Annotated in this window: 19 protein-coding genes; 2 read left to right on the top strand and 17 right to left on the bottom strand. The window is 31.7% G+C overall.

Annotated elements, in window-relative coordinates:
• Positions 1 to 68: 68 nt before the first annotated feature.
• The 9 genes from rplQ to HW275_RS08345 all read right to left on the bottom strand — a co-directional run bounded on the left by rplQ (position 69) and on the right by HW275_RS08345 (position 5258).
• On the bottom strand, positions 69 to 443 hold the full coding sequence (rplQ, locus tag HW275_RS08385; protein WP_178936089.1) for a 50S ribosomal protein L17: 375 nt from the start codon (positions 441 to 443) through the stop codon (positions 69 to 71).
• A gap of 54 nt (positions 444 to 497) precedes the next feature.
• On the bottom strand, positions 498 to 1472 hold the full coding sequence (locus tag HW275_RS08380; RefSeq protein WP_178936088.1) for a DNA-directed RNA polymerase subunit alpha: 975 nt from the start codon (positions 1470 to 1472) through the stop codon (positions 498 to 500).
• Between the two features lie 30 nt (positions 1473 to 1502).
• Positions 1503 to 2090, bottom strand: coding sequence for a 30S ribosomal protein S4 (gene rpsD / locus HW275_RS08375; RefSeq protein ID WP_178936087.1), 588 nt, complete (start codon positions 2088 to 2090; stop codon positions 1503 to 1505).
• A 28-nt stretch (positions 2091 to 2118) separates the two neighbouring features.
• On the bottom strand, positions 2119 to 2508 hold the full coding sequence (gene rpsK, locus HW275_RS08370; RefSeq protein WP_178936086.1) for a 30S ribosomal protein S11: 390 nt from the start codon (positions 2506 to 2508) through the stop codon (positions 2119 to 2121).
• 31 nt (positions 2509 to 2539) lie between these two features.
• Entirely contained in the window at positions 2540 to 2905 is a 366-nt protein-coding gene (rpsM, locus tag HW275_RS08365; protein ID WP_026747749.1) for a 30S ribosomal protein S13, read from the bottom strand.
• Between the two features lie 210 nt (positions 2906 to 3115).
• Positions 3116 to 3229: a 50S ribosomal protein L36 gene (gene rpmJ / locus HW275_RS08360; protein ID WP_015770204.1), complete on the bottom strand. Its 114-nt coding sequence runs from the start codon at positions 3227 to 3229 to the stop codon at positions 3116 to 3118.
• 21 nt (positions 3230 to 3250) lie between these two features.
• Complete coding sequence (gene infA, locus HW275_RS08355) at positions 3251 to 3469, bottom strand: translation initiation factor IF-1 (RefSeq protein ID WP_006805851.1); 219 nt, start codon at positions 3467 to 3469, stop codon at positions 3251 to 3253.
• A 197-nt stretch (positions 3470 to 3666) separates the two neighbouring features.
• Positions 3667 to 4293 carry a class I SAM-dependent methyltransferase gene (locus tag HW275_RS08350; protein WP_178936085.1) on the bottom strand — a complete coding sequence of 209 codons (627 nt, stop codon included), beginning with the start codon at positions 4291 to 4293 and terminating at the stop codon, positions 3667 to 3669.
• Positions 4294 to 4355: 62 nt separating this feature from the next.
• Positions 4356 to 5258, bottom strand: coding sequence for a hypothetical protein (locus HW275_RS08345; RefSeq protein ID WP_178936084.1), 903 nt, complete (start codon positions 5256 to 5258; stop codon positions 4356 to 4358).
• Between the two features lie 214 nt (positions 5259 to 5472).
• On the opposite strand from HW275_RS08345, the gene HW275_RS08340 reads away from it, so the two are divergent.
• Positions 5473 to 5697 carry a heavy-metal-associated domain-containing protein gene (locus tag HW275_RS08340; RefSeq protein ID WP_178936083.1) on the top strand — a complete coding sequence of 75 codons (225 nt, stop codon included), beginning with the start codon at positions 5473 to 5475 and terminating at the stop codon, positions 5695 to 5697.
• A 405-nt stretch (positions 5698 to 6102) separates the two neighbouring features.
• Here HW275_RS08340 and HW275_RS08335 read toward each other — a convergent pair whose 3' ends face one another.
• The 8 genes from HW275_RS08335 to HW275_RS08300 all read right to left on the bottom strand — a co-directional run bounded on the left by HW275_RS08335 (position 6103) and on the right by HW275_RS08300 (position 14295).
• Entirely contained in the window at positions 6103 to 7359 is a 1257-nt protein-coding gene (locus HW275_RS08335) for a glutamate-5-semialdehyde dehydrogenase (protein WP_178936082.1), read from the bottom strand.
• 68 nt (positions 7360 to 7427) lie between these two features.
• Positions 7428 to 8570, bottom strand: coding sequence for a glutamate 5-kinase (proB, locus tag HW275_RS08330; RefSeq protein ID WP_178936081.1), 1143 nt, complete (start codon positions 8568 to 8570; stop codon positions 7428 to 7430).
• An 89-nt stretch (positions 8571 to 8659) separates the two neighbouring features.
• Positions 8660 to 8803 (bottom strand): hypothetical protein, encoded by a 144-nt coding sequence (locus HW275_RS08325; protein ID WP_178936080.1) that lies wholly within the window; start codon positions 8801 to 8803, stop codon positions 8660 to 8662.
• 116 nt (positions 8804 to 8919) lie between these two features.
• Entirely contained in the window at positions 8920 to 10362 is a 1443-nt protein-coding gene (locus tag HW275_RS08320) for an alpha-amylase (RefSeq protein WP_178936079.1), read from the bottom strand.
• Between the two features lie 27 nt (positions 10363 to 10389).
• Positions 10390 to 11145, bottom strand: coding sequence for a 3-deoxy-manno-octulosonate cytidylyltransferase (gene kdsB, locus HW275_RS08315; RefSeq protein ID WP_178936078.1), 756 nt, complete (start codon positions 11143 to 11145; stop codon positions 10390 to 10392).
• Between the two features lie 244 nt (positions 11146 to 11389).
• Entirely contained in the window at positions 11390 to 12859 is a 1470-nt protein-coding gene (locus HW275_RS08310) for a D-alanyl-D-alanine carboxypeptidase family protein (protein ID WP_178936077.1), read from the bottom strand.
• Positions 12860 to 12920: 61 nt separating this feature from the next.
• Positions 12921 to 13571, bottom strand: a complete 651-nt coding sequence (gene nth, locus HW275_RS08305) for an endonuclease III (protein ID WP_178936076.1) — start codon at positions 13569 to 13571, stop codon at positions 12921 to 12923.
• A 25-nt stretch (positions 13572 to 13596) separates the two neighbouring features.
• Complete coding sequence (locus HW275_RS08300) at positions 13597 to 14295, bottom strand: TraX family protein (RefSeq protein WP_178936075.1); 699 nt, start codon at positions 14293 to 14295, stop codon at positions 13597 to 13599.
• A gap of 475 nt (positions 14296 to 14770) precedes the next feature.
• Between HW275_RS08300 and HW275_RS08295 the strand changes: the two genes are divergently transcribed.
• Entirely contained in the window at positions 14771 to 15997 is a 1227-nt protein-coding gene (locus HW275_RS08295; RefSeq protein ID WP_178936074.1) for an ABC transporter substrate-binding protein, read from the top strand.
• The last annotated feature ends 8 nt before the right edge of the window (positions 15998 to 16005 follow it).

The following is a 16005-nucleotide window of genomic DNA, read 5'->3' as shown; positions in this document are numbered from 1 at the left end:
ATTACTATAAACACAAAATAAAAAAAGGACATAAGTATAAAACCTATGCCTTTTAACTATTATAATTATTATACTAATTCAATAATTGCCAATTCAGCTGAATCTCCACGTCTTACAGCAGTTTTGATGATTCTTGTATAACCACCATTTCTTTCAGCATATTTAGGTGCAATTTCATTAAAGATTTTTGCAACTGCTCCTTCATTTCTTAAAAATGCAAAGGCTTGTCTTCTTAAATGTACTCTTCTTGCTGTATCAGTTGAATTATTATATTTTTTCCCTAAAGTAATTGCTTTTTCAGCAAATTTTCTTAATTCTTTAGCACGAGTTACTGTTGTTTCAATTTGCTCATGTTCTACTAAAGAAATTGTCATATTTTTAAGCATAGCTAATCTATGATCTGTTCTTCTACCCAGTTTTCTATATGATTTATTATGATTCATTTTCCCTCCTCGTTTGAGATTTTATTCTAAATTCTGGTTTAATTTTTTATATGATTACTCATCATTACTTGGATTATCACCTAAATCGTAACCAAGTTCCTTCATTTTATCGATAATTTCATTTAGTGATTTCTTTCCTAAATTCTTAATTTTCAATAATTCATTATATGTCATTGAAGTTAAATCTGAAATTGTATTTACTCCTGCTTTCTTCAAGCAATTATAAGAACGTACTGTAAAGTCAAGCTCTTCGATTTTCATATCTTCAATGTTATTTTCATTTTCAGCATCAGTTTCTGTCAATTCATCTTCGCTATCTCTATATTTGCTCATACCGTTTCCAATATTTGTAAATGGTTCCAAATGCCAAGTTAGTAATTCAACTGCATAAGACAAGGCATCTTTAATTTCAATGCTTCCATCTGTCGCAATTTCCAAAATTAACTTGTCATAATTTGTAACACGTCCAACCATAGTATCCTCAACACTATAATTTACTCTCTTGATAGGCGTATAAATCGCATCAACTGCCAAATATCCTATTGGCCATCCATCAGTATTAATTTCATCAGAAACTACAAACCCTTCTCCAGAATCCACAAGAAACTCTATGTCAATCTGTTTATCAGTTGTTACTGTCATAATAACCTGCTCAGGATTTATAACTCTTAATCCAGGTTCTACATGGATATCTGCCGCTGTAATTACAGCTGGTCCTTTCACAGAAAGTGTCATTTTCTTTTCACCAGGCTCATCAGCTTCAACTACTATTTCTTTTATATTCAAAATAATATCTGTGACTGCTTCTTTTACACCTTCAATTGTTGAAAATTCATTTAATACACCTTCAATTTTAATTCCTTTTATTGCAGTTCCTGGAATTGATGATAGCAATATTCTTCTAAGTGCATTTCCAATAGTATTTCCGTATCCTCTATACAGAGGCTCCAGTGTGTACTTTGCTGTATAATTATCTTCTTTTTCTTCAGTTAATCTTACATTTTTAGCTATTTTTTCAATATTTAACAAGCTAATTCATCTCCTCCGATTAAAATATTATTATCTAGAGTAGAACTCGATAATCATCGCTTCGTCAACCTCAAAGTCAACTGCGTCTCTTCCTGGATTTTCAAGCACTTGAGCTTTTAAAGTATTTTCTTCAAGTGATAACCACCCTGGAATTGCCTTTTGCCCAATAGATTCCTTAATTAAAGCTAATTCCTTAGAATCTTCCTTAACTGTAATTACATCACCTTGTTTTACTCTATATGATGCAATGTTTACTCTTTTTCCATTGATTAAAATATGCCCGTGACTTACGATTTGTCTTGCTTGTCTTCTTGTAGCACCAAATCCTAATCTGTAAATTACGTTATCTAATCTTCTTTCAAGATATTGAAGTAAAAGTTCCCCTGTTACTCCTTCTTTTCTTGTTGCTTCTTCATATAATTTATAAAATTGTTTTTCCATTACTCCGTAAACAAATTTTACTTTTTGTTTTTCTCTTTGTTGTGTTCCATATTCAGTTAATTTTCTATTTGCATTTGGTCTAATATTTCTATTTGATTTTTTGTTTACCCCTAAAACAATAGGATCTAAACCAAGATTTCTACATCTTTTTAACACAGGCTGTCTATCTCTTGCCATTTATCTTTTTCCTCCTTAGTTTATAAAATTACGGTCTTCTCTTTTTAGGTGGTCTTGCACCATTATGAGGTACTGGAGTTATGTCAACTATTCTTGTTACTTCTAATCCAGTAGCCTGTATTGATCTTATAGAAGCTTCTCTTCCAGATCCAGGTCCTTTTATTTTGATTTCAATTTGTTTCATCCCGTTTTCAATTGCTATTTGAGCCGCTTGTTCAGCTGCTATTTGAGCTGCAAACGGAGTTCCTTTTTTAGTTCCTTTGAACCCTGAAGTTCCTCCTGATTTCCAGATTACTACTTTACCTTCTGAATCTGTTATAGTAACAACAGTATTGTTGAAAGTAGAATGTATATATGCGATTCCGTTAGGAATATTTTTTAATTTTTTCTTTTTTGAAGTTGCTGGTCTTTTTGCCACTTATGGTTTCCTCCTTTAACTTAATAGTTTATTATTTTTTCTTAGCAATTGCCATTCTAACTGGCCCTTTTCTAGTTCTTGCATTTGTTTTAGTTTTTTGTCCTCTTACAGGCAATCCATTTCTATGTCTTAATCCTCTGTAGCTCTTAATGTCAAGCAGACGTTTGATGTTAAGTCTGATTTCTTTTCTTAACTCTCCTTCAATTTTGTACTCTTCCACAGCAGCTCTTATTTTTGCCACTTGTTCTTCTGTCAAGTCTTTCACTTTTGTATCTCTGTCGATACCAGTTGCTCCTAAAATTTTGTTTGAAGTGCTTCTACCGATTCCAAAAATATATGTTAAAGAAACTTCTACTCTTTTATTTCTTGGAATATCTACTCCTGCTATTCTAGCCAAATTTTTTCCTCCTCGTTTTGATATTTTTAATCTTCTTCAATATGCCCTCACATACACAATATAAGGAATAAGCCCTACAGCTAAACATACCTTTACAATCTTTATTTCAATATCCATAGTAATTTTGTTTTTTATTTAATCTATATATATTTTAATAAAAATGTTATTAGGTTTATTAATCTGTTTTTTAAAATAAAAAATATTTTAAAACTATCCTTGTATTTGTTTATGTTTAGGGTTTTCGCATATTACTCTTACTTTTCCGTGACGTTTAACAATTTTACATTTGTCACAAATAGGTTTTACTGAAGCTTTTACTTTCACTAAAAACCCTCCTTCCAACTGTTATTTTTTTCTATATACAATTCTACCTCTTGATAAGTCATACGGAGAAACTTCAACCGTAACCTTATCTCCTGGCAAAATTTTTATATAGTTCATTCTCATTTTTCCTGAGATATGTCCTAAAACTTCGTGTCCATTTTCGAGCCTTACTTGAAACATCGCATTTGGCAACGCCTCGATTATTTCGCCTTCCAGCTCAAGAACATCCTGTTTTGCCATAAATAATCACCTCGGATCCTTTCTATTATAACAAAAAAGTAAATAAATGTCCAGTTTTTTTACATTTATTTTTTGATATTTAATTTTACATAGAAATCAAAAAAATGACTGATATTTTTTATTTACCTTATCATAATACAGTATTTATCCCATTTTGTCAATTATTTTTATTTTACAACTTTTCTTACAGTTTTTTTCTATTTCTTAACACTTCTAAAAATTCTATACCCTGCATCAATTTCTAACGTTTCACAATTCCCAAAGACTTCTTCCAGCTTTTTCTGCGTACTTTTTGCTCCGTGCTTTGTCTGAATTACACAATAAAATTCCCCATTTTCATTCAAATGCTCAAAACTTTTTTCATAAATCTGAAAAATAGTCTGCTTTCCAGCCCGAATTGGCGGATTAGACAAAATCACATCAAACTTTTCAGAAATATTATCAAATGCAAAAGATTTTCTTACTCCAAACTCATCATTTTCATCCTTTACAACTTCATTTTTTAAAAGATTTTCTGCTGTAAGCTCCAAAGCCCTTTCATTCACATCTGAAGAAACAGTTTTAATTTTTTGGAAAAATGCTTTCATTACAACCGATACAACCCCGTATCCACAGCCAATATCAAGCACATCAAATTTTTGATTTTTTTTGTTCATATTTTCTCTCAAAAAAACTTTTAACATAACATCTGTTCCAAAATCCACCTTTATCTTTGAAAATACTCCATTATCTGTCACAAATTCAAATTTTTTATTTTCTATTTCGTATTTTATTATTTTCCTATCTGACTTCACTTCCTGCTTTTCTGAAAAGTAATGGCTCATTACCAGTTTCCTCCTAATTTTTCTATTTTTTATTTTAAGTTTATTTTATCACTGAATCTCAATTATTCATAATACTCCCCTGCTGTATTATCAAAATCACTTTTACCTTTCAATACTTTTACTATATCCAAGAATAAATCTGTAAACGATGAATCAGTATACTGTACATTTTCTCTTATATATCTTATTTTTATAACGCCATTTTTAATTTCATATACTCTTATTGGCTTATAATACGCATATCTATCAGTTATATAAATTCTTGTTGTCTTTTTTTCATCTCCAACCAACTTCAAATAATTTTTAACTTGTTTAACTAGACTGTTTAACCCTTCGCCGTTAACTGAATATTTTACTGAAATATCAATCACTTGATCAATTTCACCAGAAAATTCCTTTACATCAAAATCATCATCATACTGTTTTGGTTTTTTAAATTCTGTAATACTTACCGAATCTATCATAGGTAACTTTTTTATTATTTTTTTCATTTCTTCCTTATCTTTTATCTTGGAAAAATATGAACTATATACAATATTACGTGGTTCCCAGTAATAAATTGTCATAAAATTGACAAACTTTACAGATTGAAAAAATATTAATATCATAAAAAAAATAGATTTCCACTTTCTTCTTTTTATTTCCTGAAAAATTAGTATTGCCATCTGCACTGCTAACAATAAAATCAAATAAGTTATAACAGCTATATTAAATCTTTTATTCAAATCCCTATAACTCGAATATTTTATAAAAAACATCGTAAAACCGGCAATAAAACTTGTTATGTACTTATTGCCTTCCATTTTTATGCCATCTACGCAAATTAGAAAAAATATCCCTGTAATAATTACCAGCAGATATATTCCTGTAAGTTTTCCCGATTCCCCATTATTCAACAACATAAAGAGTTTTCCCATTAATAACAAATATCCCAAATACCAGTATGAAATACTTATTTTATTCATTATGAAATTCTCCCATTTTCTTCATTTTTACTATTATAACATATTTTTCACAATTACATATCCATTTTTTGTCTTACAAATATTTTTTCAAAATTATTGCATATACAAAATTTCTTGCATTCTTATAAATTTTTTTATATAATAAACTTAACACAAAACTATTAATTTAAAATTTTGTGTATAAATAAAAATAAAATTTTATGGAGGTTTTGAAATGATTAAAAAACTTGTTGAAATAGAAGGAATGCACTGCGAAAACTGTGCTAAAAAAGTAGAAGATGTTTTATACGGATTGCCAGAAGTGGAAAATGTGGAAGTAAATCTTTCTGACAAAAATGTAAAAGTTACTTTAAATGAAGAAGTTGACGATTTACTGATAGCGGATATAATTAATGGTGCTGGACATTATAAAGTGAAAGATGTTACAGAAATTTCTTAATCTTTTTATTAATTATTTATTTGCAAAAAATTAAAAAAAATATTTTAAATTAAGTTGAATTTTTTATTATAAAATGTTATAATAAGAATGTAAAAGAATAAAAATTCTCATTGTAATGTACAAATCAAAAGAGAGCTAACCGGGTAAGTAAGCTCTCTTTTTTAGTTATTTCCAAAATTCTTGAATTAAAATTATTACTATCTGTAATAAAATTACAATTAAGATTTTTATCAATAACATTCTCATCGTAATGCACCTCCTTTCTCAAGGATTGCTAAAATTATATCATTTTTTGAAATGTTTGTATATCTATTTTTTAATTTTTTTAATAAATTACAAATTTTTATAAATAAAAAAAGATGATATTGAACAATTTTACTGCTCTTTATCATCTCTTTTAAAAAATTATTCTCTAACCTGCCCTTCTCCTCTAATCACATACTTCGTCGTTGTCAACTCCCTAATTCCCATAGGCCCACGAGCATGCAGTTTTTGTGTGGAAATTCCAATTTCTCCACCAAAGCCGAATTCTCCTCCGTCAGAAAATCTTGTTGAGGCATTTAAATAAACGTTGGCTGAATCTACTTCGTTTAGGAATTTTTCAGCATTTTCGATGGATTTTGTCAGGATTGAATCAGAATGGTGTGTTCCGTGATTGTTTATATATTCAATTGCTTCATCTACGTTTTTTACCAGTTTTAATGACATAATCAAATCAAGGTATTCTGCTCCAAAATCTTCTTCTGTTGCTAATTTTACATCACTTCTGTTTCCAACAATTTCCAATGCTTCTTCGCTGTATCTTAACTCTACACCGTCTTTTAAAAGCATTTCTGTTAATTCTGGCAAGATTGCTTTTGCAATATTTTCGTGGATAAGTGTTGTTTCGATTGCGTTACATACACTTGGACGTTGGACTTTGGCATTTTCTATGATTGGTAATGCCTGTTTTATGTCAGCTGTTTCGTCCACAAAGATGTGACAGATTCCTGCACCTGTTTCTATCATTGGGATTGTTGCGTTTTCTACGATAAATCTTTTTAACCCTTTTCCTCCTCTTGGAATAATTACGTCAATATATTTGTCTGCACGGATTAAATCCCTTACAAGTTCCCTTTCTGGCTTTTCCACAAGCTGAACTGTATTTTTTGGCAATCCGTGAGCATCTGCAACTCTATTTAACAAATTATTCAAATAAATATTCGAATTTAGGGCGTCTTCTGACCCACGTAAAATTATCGCATTTGAAGATTTTATTGCAAGTCCTGCCGCATCTACTGTAACGTTTGGACGAGATTCGTAAATCATTCCGATTACTCCGAGCGGAACTCTTTTTTTAGCAATACTCATTCCATTTTTGTGATTCCAGCCTGTAACAACCTCTCCAATTGGATCTAGAAACATAGCCATTTCACGCAGACTTTGAGCCATCCCTTCGATTCTACTGTCTGTAAGCTCCATTCTATCTAATAAGGAAAATGCCATTCCATTTTTTTTACCATTTTCCATATCTATTCTGTTTGCAGCCTTTATTTCTTCTTTTTTATTTATCAGTTCATCCGCTATTGCCAATAATGCTTCATTTTTAGTTTTTGTACCTATTTTCAAAAGTTCCCTTGAAGCAGCTTTTGCTTTTTTCCCAAGTTCTTCTATATAATTCATATTTTCCCTCATTTTCTTTTTATCTTTAATTTTTATAAATATATCCTAAAACATTCAATTTCACAGTTTTATTTTCTTATGACAACATTATCAATATGAATCACAGCGTCATCATATTTGTACCCCAATACTTCCTCTATATTTTCACTTTTTACGCCTTTTATAAGATTTATTTCCTCTGATGAATAGTTTGAAATTCCTGTTGCAACAACTTTTCCTTCCAAATCCTCTATTTCGACAACTGCCCCTTTATCAAAATTTCCTTCAATAGATTTTATTCCAACTGACAATAAGCTGTTTCCACTTTTTAATGCCGCTTTTGCACCATTGTCAATTGTCAAGGCGCCTTCCTTATTAGGCCCATATGCAAGCCAGTATTTTCTTAGGCTGATTTTTTTATTTTTTTTCACAAAAAGCGTTCCTATATTTTCCTTTTCTACGATTCTAGTTATATTTTTCGGATCATCTCCGCTGGCAATTACAAGGCTTGTCCCGATTTTTGTTACCATTTCCGCAGCAATGATTTTTGTTATCATTCCGCCAGTTCCAAATTTTGAGCCTTCAGCACCCGCCATCTGCTTTATATCCTCATTAATATCCCCAACCATATGAATCAGGTTCGCATCCTCATATTTCCTAGGATTTTTATTATAAAGTCCATCAATATCTGATAAAATAATTAATAAATCAGCATCAATCAATCCCGAAACAAGCGCTGACATCGTATCATTGTCCCCAACCTTTATTTTCAGCGCATTAGACACGATTGCATCATTTTCATTTATAATCGGAATAATTTTCCTTTTCAGAAAGGCATTACAGACGTTTCTCATGTTCAAGTATCTTTTTCTATTTGAAAATTCCTCTTTTGTCAATAAGAGCTGCCCAATTATCTTATCGTGCTCCTTAAAAAGCGTCTGATAAATTTGCATAAGCGAAACCTGTCCAACTGCTGACAACATCTGCTTTTCCGCCAGAGTCTTAGGCTTTTCACTTATATTAAGAAGCCCCATTCCAGCACCAACCGCACCGGAACTCACAAGAATCACATCATATCCCTTATCCTGCAAATTGCTCAGCTCCAGCACAATTTCCTTTATTTTTTCAATATCCAGATGCCCGTTTTCAGTAGTAAGCGTAGAAGTTCCCACCTTTACAACTATCCTCTGTATATTTTCCAAAATTTCTTCTCTTGCGTTACTATTTCTCATATTTTTCCCATTCTCCTGTTTAACATTTTATGTATTTCAATTTTTTAACGTAAGGGCATAAAACCCTATGCCCCTACAATTTTGACTGTTTACTTTTTCAATTTATTACAAAGATTTGTATTCAAGCAGGTATATCCTCCAGCAACTGCTCCCGCTCCTAACGCTACTGCCGTACAAGAACTTAAACTCATCATTAATGCAATTATTGCTCCTGTAATTTTAATTTTTCTCATTTTTCTTACCTCTCAATCTGGTTTTTATCTAAATTAACCTAAAAAATTTTTCTATATTTTAACTTTTTAATTTTATTTATTCCTTTACAATAATAAATAATTTCGGTATTTTAATCTTAACTTTTACGTATCCATACAGAAATTTTTTCACCTTCAACCTTAAAACTGGCATTTCCTTCCTCGTCTACTGTAACATCTTCGTATCCGCTGCCTGTAACTTCCTGCCAAACCTGTCCAGCCCGTTCCTTTCCAACTTCCACTTGGATTTCACCTTCCTCGTCAGAATTTGAAAGCACAGCTACACAGCCAGTCCATTCATCTCGCCCAGTCCTTTGAATTGCAATTATATTTGGATTGTCCATATGATTTATCTGTTCACCATAAGCATGCACTCTTCTTACTTCTAAAAGTTTATCAATTATCCATTGATGCGGGCTTTTTTCTCCGCCTACTCCATAATAATCTCCATAAAATAGACATGGATAGCCGTCTTTTGACAATAATATTATAGCATATGAATGAGGAATAAACCAGCTGTCAACTTGTGATTCTAAAGCGCTTCCCTTCTGGGAATCATGATTGTCTACAAATGTTACGGCTGCCATCGGATTTGTTGCTACTATTGTATGTTCAAAAATTTCTCTTAAATCATAATCTTGTTTCTTTTTGGAAGCATCGTACATATTAAAGTGAAGTCCGACATCGAACAAATCAGTCTTATAACCGACATTATCCAGATATTCCTTCAATTTTTCCAAGTCGTTTCGCCAGTATTCACCGACAGAATAAAACTGTTCTCCATATACTGCTCTTACTTGTGTCAAGAATTCCGCTATAAATTCATCTTTTATATGTTTTACCGCATCCATCCTGAATCCATCAATTTTCAGTTCATTTACAACCCATTTTCCCCATCTGATTACTTCCTCTCTCACTTCAGGATGTGAAAAATCAACATCTGCATTCATCAGGTAGTCATAATTTCCAAGCTCCGAATCGACTCCCTCGTCCCAATCCTTATTTTCTCCGACAATTTTATAAATCGCCGTTCTACCAGTTTTATTGTCAAAATCTATACCGTCAAAAAAATTGTAATTCCACTTAAATGCAGAATATTTGTCATTTCTTCCTGGAAAGGTGAATTTTGTCCAGCCTTCTATTTCAAAAGGCTCTGATATTTCCACAGTCCTGTCTTCCGGATCAACTTCTATCGCCAAAAAATTCTCTGTTTCATCAGCTCCTCCCTTATGATTCAAAACTGCATCCAGATATACATTTATATTGTATTTATGAAGTTCCTCTATCGCTTCAATCAGTTCTTGCTTTGTCCCGTATTTCGTTCTGACAGTGCCCTTCTGATCAAATTCCCCCAAATCCCACAAATCATAGGCACCATATCCCACATCAAATTGTGAAGTTCCTTTATATGCTGGCGGAATCCACACTCCACTTACACCAATTTCACTTAGATGTTTTGCATCATCCTTTAATCTTTGCCAATGTTTCCCATCATTCGGCAAGTTCCATTCAAAATACTGTATCATTACTCCATTTTCCATAAAAATTTTCTCCTTTTTATAACATTTTTATTTATTCAATGTTATTCCATTTTCTGTTATAAATTTAACAACTTCCCTCAAATCCTCTTGTGTATCCACACCTATCACATTTGAATCAGTTTCCAAAACCTTTATTTTATAGCCATTTTCAATAAATCTAAGCTGCTCAAGCGACTCTATCTTTTCCAAAACGCCTTCCCTTAAACTTTTCAGTTCATTTAAAAACTTCGCTGTATAGCCATAAATTCCAACATGTTTAAAATACTTGATATTTCCACTGCTATTTTTATCACGCTCATACGGAATTACCGAACGGCTAAAATAAATGGCATTGTCATTAAAGTCTGTAACAACTTTTACATGATTTGGATTTTCAATTTCCTTTCGGGATTTCATTTCCTGCTTCAATGTAACGATTTCTGATTTTTCATTTCTGTAATTATTTGCCAGAATATTGATTGACTCAATGTCAATTAGCGGCTCATCTCCCTGAATATTTATTATAAAATCATAGTTTTTATACTCATCTTTATTTATAACTTCTATTATCCTGGAAGTTCCATTCTGATGATTTTCAGCCGTCATAACCACATTCCCGCCAAACTTTTTTACCACCTCAAAAATTCTCTTGTTATCAGTAGCCACGACAATCTCATCAATATCAGCATTTCTTGCCCTTTTATAAACCCACTCGATCATAGCATGTCCGCAAATATCCTTAAGCGGCTTTCCCTCAAACCTGCTGGACGCATATCTTGCCGGTATAACACCCAATATTTTCATAAATATATTTCTCCTCTTTTAACAATTTTAGCCATACAGATTCCAGTAATACCATTTAAAACTAAATTTAAAGGGTATGCTGCGCAAATCTAGATTCGCTTAATTTTTTTCCAGTTCAATTTTAAACTGATTCGTGTATATTCTACCATATTTTTATTTAAATTACATTATAATTATGTCAGATAAATAAAAAAAGAACCATTTAATTTTTCTAAACAGTTCAATTTTTTATTTTTATAAATTTCTATACCAGTCCAAAAGTTATAAATCTCAAAATTTTTCCAAACAGCGATAACTGCTTGTAATCATTTTGCGCTACAATATCAACTGTTCCTACGACTTTGTCATCATTTGACAGCACTTCCAGCTTGCCAATCACATCACCTTTGGCAATTCCTTCTTTTTCAGCGGTAACTTGTAAATCTTTTATCTTAAATTTATAATTTGTATTGTCCAGTTGATATACATTGCTTGATAAAACGCCTTTTATTTCTTTTTTCTCTGCATTTCTGACTTTAAATGTATTTCCGATTTCCTGCCCTTCTTTATAAACTGGTATCATTCGTTCTTCCAGCTTGGTAAATTCCTGTTTTTGATCTTCAGTTCTTGCATCATCGCTTTTATTTCCAAGTGTAACGGAAATAATTTCCAGATTCCCAATTTTACTTGAAACAATCATATTGTACCCAGCCTCTGCGTGAAATCCTGTCTTCAATCCATAAATTCCAAATTTATCAAGCAAATGGTTTCTGTTGTTATAAACCACATCTTCACCTTCTGAATTTTGCAATACAAGTTCAGATTCTTTCATCCATGCCCTCAATCTTTCATCCCTTATGGCTCTTCTTCCAAGCAGATACATATCATAAGCTGTTGAAATATCCATGTTCTTATGGGTCATCGAAGTTGGAAGTCCCGCTGGAGTATAATAATGCGTATCATTCATTCCAAGTTCTCTTGCCTTGTCGTTCATCAATTTTACAAAGTTATCCATATTCCCTTTTGAAATATGATGTGCCACCAGGTACGCCGCATTGTTTGCCGAATAAATAATCTCTGCACGAAGCAAGTCTTTTAATGTGTAGCAATCTCCCGCCTTGGCGTTTAGCCAACTTCCGCCCATATTTACTATTTCAGGCGTAAAACACACTTTGTCATCCAGCCTTGCATTTCCTCTGTCAACTTGATCGAGTGCCACAAGAATGTTCATAACTTTTGTAAGTGAGGCAATCGGATGTTTCTGTCTTGACATTTTATCCTTTAAAACTTTTCCGTCTGTAGTTGCAATAAACTTTATAACTTCGCCATAATAATGGGAAACTCCTTCATGTTCATGCTCCACTGCCTGTACAAGCTTTTTCTTTGGCGTTGCTTTATTATCTTTTTTTGCCGTCTTGTTTTTACTGTCGTCTTTTCCCTTAGGATTTTTTAAATCTGCCTGATTCCCAGCATTTTCACCATTTTCCTCAAACTGTGAATGTTTTCTTTTTTTACCATGTCTAGAATGCTTTTCATGTCCCCTTCTTGTCGCCTGCTCAATCTCATCATACCCGCTATTTTCTTTTGAAGCCGAACTTTTAGACTTTTCTTCCCTGACGGTAACATGACTTTCCTTCGGTGCGGCACCTGTTTCCTGCTCCCCTTCCGCATAAACTAAAGCTGCAAATAATGCCAGCACTCCCAAAACCAAAACTCTTTTTACTTTCTTATACATTTTTTTCCTTTCTATAATATTTATATTTTAAAAATTTATCGTAATTATTTTTATTAATTATTCATTCCCTTTTTTTTAAATTATCAAGATTATATTTACAATAATCCCGAATTTCACATATATCGCATTTAGGCCTTCTAGCAATACACTTATCCCGCCCATGCAAAATCATGTAATGCGAATATACAAACCAATGCTTTTTTGGAATCAGTTTCATTAATTCCCGCTCGATAATTTCAGGATTGTCATTTTTTACAAAACCTATCCTGTTTGATAATCTTTTGACATGCGTATCAACAACTATTCCTTCACGAATGTTCCAAAGCTCGCCTAGAACCACATTTGCCGTTTTTCGCCCTACTCCTGGCAGTTCTACCAGTTTTTCAAGCTCTTTCGGAATCACATCGCCATATTTTTCAAGCATCATTTCAGCATTCAATTTTATATTTTTGGCTTTATTTTTATAAAAACCTGTTGATTTTATGTACTTTTCCAGCGTTGCCAAATCCATTTTCCTAATGTCCTTCGGCTCTTTCACAACTTTAAACAGCTCCTTTGTAACAATGTTTACACGTGCATCAGTGCACTGAGCCGACAGAATCACCGCAACCATCAGCTGATAAGGCGTTTCAAACTCCAGTGCGGCTCTTGGAACCCCAAATTTTTTTTCTAATATTGGAAATACTTTTTTCAACCTTTCCTTTTTTGTCATTTTCCCTCTCCAAAAATTTATATAGTCAAACGTATCCTTCCACATTTAAAGTTATCATTTCTTTTCTAAAAAAAAATTTTATTATTCCTAAAATAAAAAAATGTACTGGATAAAACAAATAAAAAAAGTATTTCATACTTCTTCCCTTTTTTCCATTATACATAAAAATAAAAATCAATGAAATTAGTGAAAACATCTGCATATCAGGAACTTGAAAAACATTTGGAAAAATTATATCCAAAACATTTAATATAAGAAAATTCATTAATATTTTAAATTTATCATTTCTAAAAATATTAAAAATCATTATTAATAAAATCCCATAAGCGCCGTAGTCCATTTGAAACTTTTGAGCCAAATATAATACAGCTGCAGTTAAAATGGCCTTTATAATCTTCATGAAAGGCTCTTTTACCCAATTTTTTCTCAAATTCAAAATATAAATCGCAACAAGCCCAAGAGACAATGTAAAAAATACATTGACAGCATAGCCGTACCCAAATAGCGTAAAAAGCACTTGAATGCCCACCGCAAAACCAAATATCCTAAGAAAGTAATTTTTCAAATTCCGTGTATGAACATACCCTTCACTAAGCGTAAATGCAAATATTGGAAAGGCAATCCTTCCAATAACCCTCAATATCTCACTTCCACCAATTATAAACTGATAATGATCCAAAAACATTGTGATTAACCCAATTATTTTTAAAACAAATAAGCTCAATTTATCTCCTAAATCTAATCATATGTTTTTTATTTTTTAACTTTTAAAATTTATAAATTAACATTTTCCAAAAAAACGTTTTTTTATTATTTCTAAAAGTCTTTATTTAAACAAACTTTATATAATTTATTATATTTAATCATATCATTTTTTCAATTTAATTTCAAGGATTTTTTTGTATAAACTTTGATATTCTCTATTTTTTTATTTTATAATAAAACCGCTTTAAAACCAAACTAAAAAATTGCAGTTGTTCCGATTAAATCCTAAAATTATTTAATTTTTCCAAAAATTTGAATATGTAATATTTCTTATTTATTTTCGTAACACACATTACACTTTTATAATTTTTTTTATGCTATAATCTATTGCGCTGGACAATTTTACAAAACTTATTAAAAAGAGTCAGAAAATATTTTTATTTTCCCAAACAAGACTCTTTTTTTAATATTTAAGATCAAGGAGAAAAATTAATATGTTTAGTTTAGACGATACACTTTATGAAATTATAAATAAATATCCTGAAGCTTTGGATTTTTTTATTGCAAATGGATTTGAACAATTGAAAAATAAACAGATGCTTGAGGTTATGGGGAAAAATATTAAGTTAAGAATGGCACTTATGTCAAAAAAAATTAATCAGAAACTGTTTGTTGAAAAGCTGGAAACATTTTTAAAAAAAGATGCAGATATTGATGTTTCACTGGATGAAAGCAAAGCTGATGAAAATAGTGACTTGATAATTGAAGGAGTTCTGCCTTGCCCTATCAGAATACCACTTTTAGAAGGTATAAAAGACTGGGTAAATGAGCAAAATGAAAAAAATGATTATACTATTTCGTATACTCTGAAATCAGCAAATTTAGGACTCGACTGGGTTGTAGAAAAAGTTAAGACAGGTAATCCTGATAAAGTTTCGGATATATTGCTTTCGGCTGGATTTGAGCTGTTTTTTGATAAGAATTTGATGGGACAATATATGGAAAATGGTATTTTTGAAACACACCTTGAAAATATGAATAAAGATTTCTGCAACGAAACTATTGACTTGCGGGATCCTAAAAAGCGTTACGCAATAATGGGAGTCGTGCCAGCAATATTTTTAGTAAACAAAACTTCTTTAGGTGACAGAAAAGTACCAGAAACTTGGGCAGACTTGTTAAATGAAGAATTTGAAGACTCAGTTGCATTGCCAATGGCTGATTTGGACTTGTTTAATGCCCTTCTTGCAAATCTTTACAAAGATTTCGGAATGGATGGGATACATAAACTGGCACGTTCATACAAAAAGAGCCTGCATCCAGCTCAAATGGTAAAAGCCAGAACTCGAACACCAGAAGCCCCTGCTGTCAGCATTATTCCATACTTCTTTTCGCAGATGATTGACAGAACAGGAGATTTGGAGGCTGTATGGCCAAAAGATGGAGCTTTACTAAGCCCAATATTTATGATTACAAAAAAATCTAAGGCAGATAAAATCAAGCCATTTATGGACTTATTTATGTCAAATGAAATTGGAACAATTTTTTCTGCAAATGGAAAATTCCCGTCAACAAATCCAAATGTGGATAACCATTTAGAAGAACATCAGAATTTTAAATGGATTGGCTGGGATTATATCTATAGCCATGATATTGGGAAAATTATTCGTGAATGTGAAGAAGAATTTAATAATGATGTACAAAAAAGCCTTGCACAATAAAATTTAAA

Source organism: Leptotrichia sp. oral taxon 223, assembly GCF_013394795.1.
Classification (GTDB): Bacteria; Fusobacteriota; Fusobacteriia; order Fusobacteriales; family Leptotrichiaceae; genus Leptotrichia.
Note: the sequence above shows the minus strand (reverse complement) of the source record. Positions and strands in the feature narration are given on the sequence as shown.

Coding starts and splice junctions, on each gene's coding strand:
- rplQ (WP_178936089.1), bottom strand. CDS start 443: ATGAATCATAATAAATCATATAGAAAACTGGGTAGAAGAACAGATCAT.
- rpsD (WP_178936087.1), bottom strand. CDS start 2,090: ATGGCAAGAGATAGACAGCCTGTGTTAAAAAGATGTAGAAATCTTGGT.
- infA (WP_006805851.1), bottom strand. CDS start 3,469: ATGGCAAAACAGGATGTTCTTGAGCTGGAAGGCGAAATAATCGAGGCG.
- HW275_RS08350 (WP_178936085.1), bottom strand. CDS start 4,293: ATGAGCCATTACTTTTCAGAAAAGCAGGAAGTGAAGTCAGATAGGAAA.
- HW275_RS08345 (WP_178936084.1), bottom strand. CDS start 5,258: ATGAATAAAATAAGTATTTCATACTGGTATTTGGGATATTTGTTATTA.
- HW275_RS08340 (WP_178936083.1), top strand. CDS start 5,473: ATGATTAAAAAACTTGTTGAAATAGAAGGAATGCACTGCGAAAACTGT.
- HW275_RS08335 (WP_178936082.1), bottom strand. CDS start 7,359: ATGAATTATATAGAAGAACTTGGGAAAAAAGCAAAAGCTGCTTCAAGG.
- proB (WP_178936081.1), bottom strand. CDS start 8,570: ATGAGAAATAGTAACGCAAGAGAAGAAATTTTGGAAAATATACAGAGG.
- HW275_RS08325 (WP_178936080.1), bottom strand. CDS start 8,803: ATGAGAAAAATTAAAATTACAGGAGCAATAATTGCATTAATGATGAGT.
- HW275_RS08320 (WP_178936079.1), bottom strand. CDS start 10,362: ATGGAAAATGGAGTAATGATACAGTATTTTGAATGGAACTTGCCGAAT.
- kdsB (WP_178936078.1), bottom strand. CDS start 11,145: ATGAAAATATTGGGTGTTATACCGGCAAGATATGCGTCCAGCAGGTTT.
- HW275_RS08310 (WP_178936077.1), bottom strand. CDS start 12,859: ATGTATAAGAAAGTAAAAAGAGTTTTGGTTTTGGGAGTGCTGGCATTA.
- nth (WP_178936076.1), bottom strand. CDS start 13,571: ATGACAAAAAAGGAAAGGTTGAAAAAAGTATTTCCAATATTAGAAAAA.
- HW275_RS08295 (WP_178936074.1), top strand. CDS start 14,771: ATGTTTAGTTTAGACGATACACTTTATGAAATTATAAATAAATATCCT.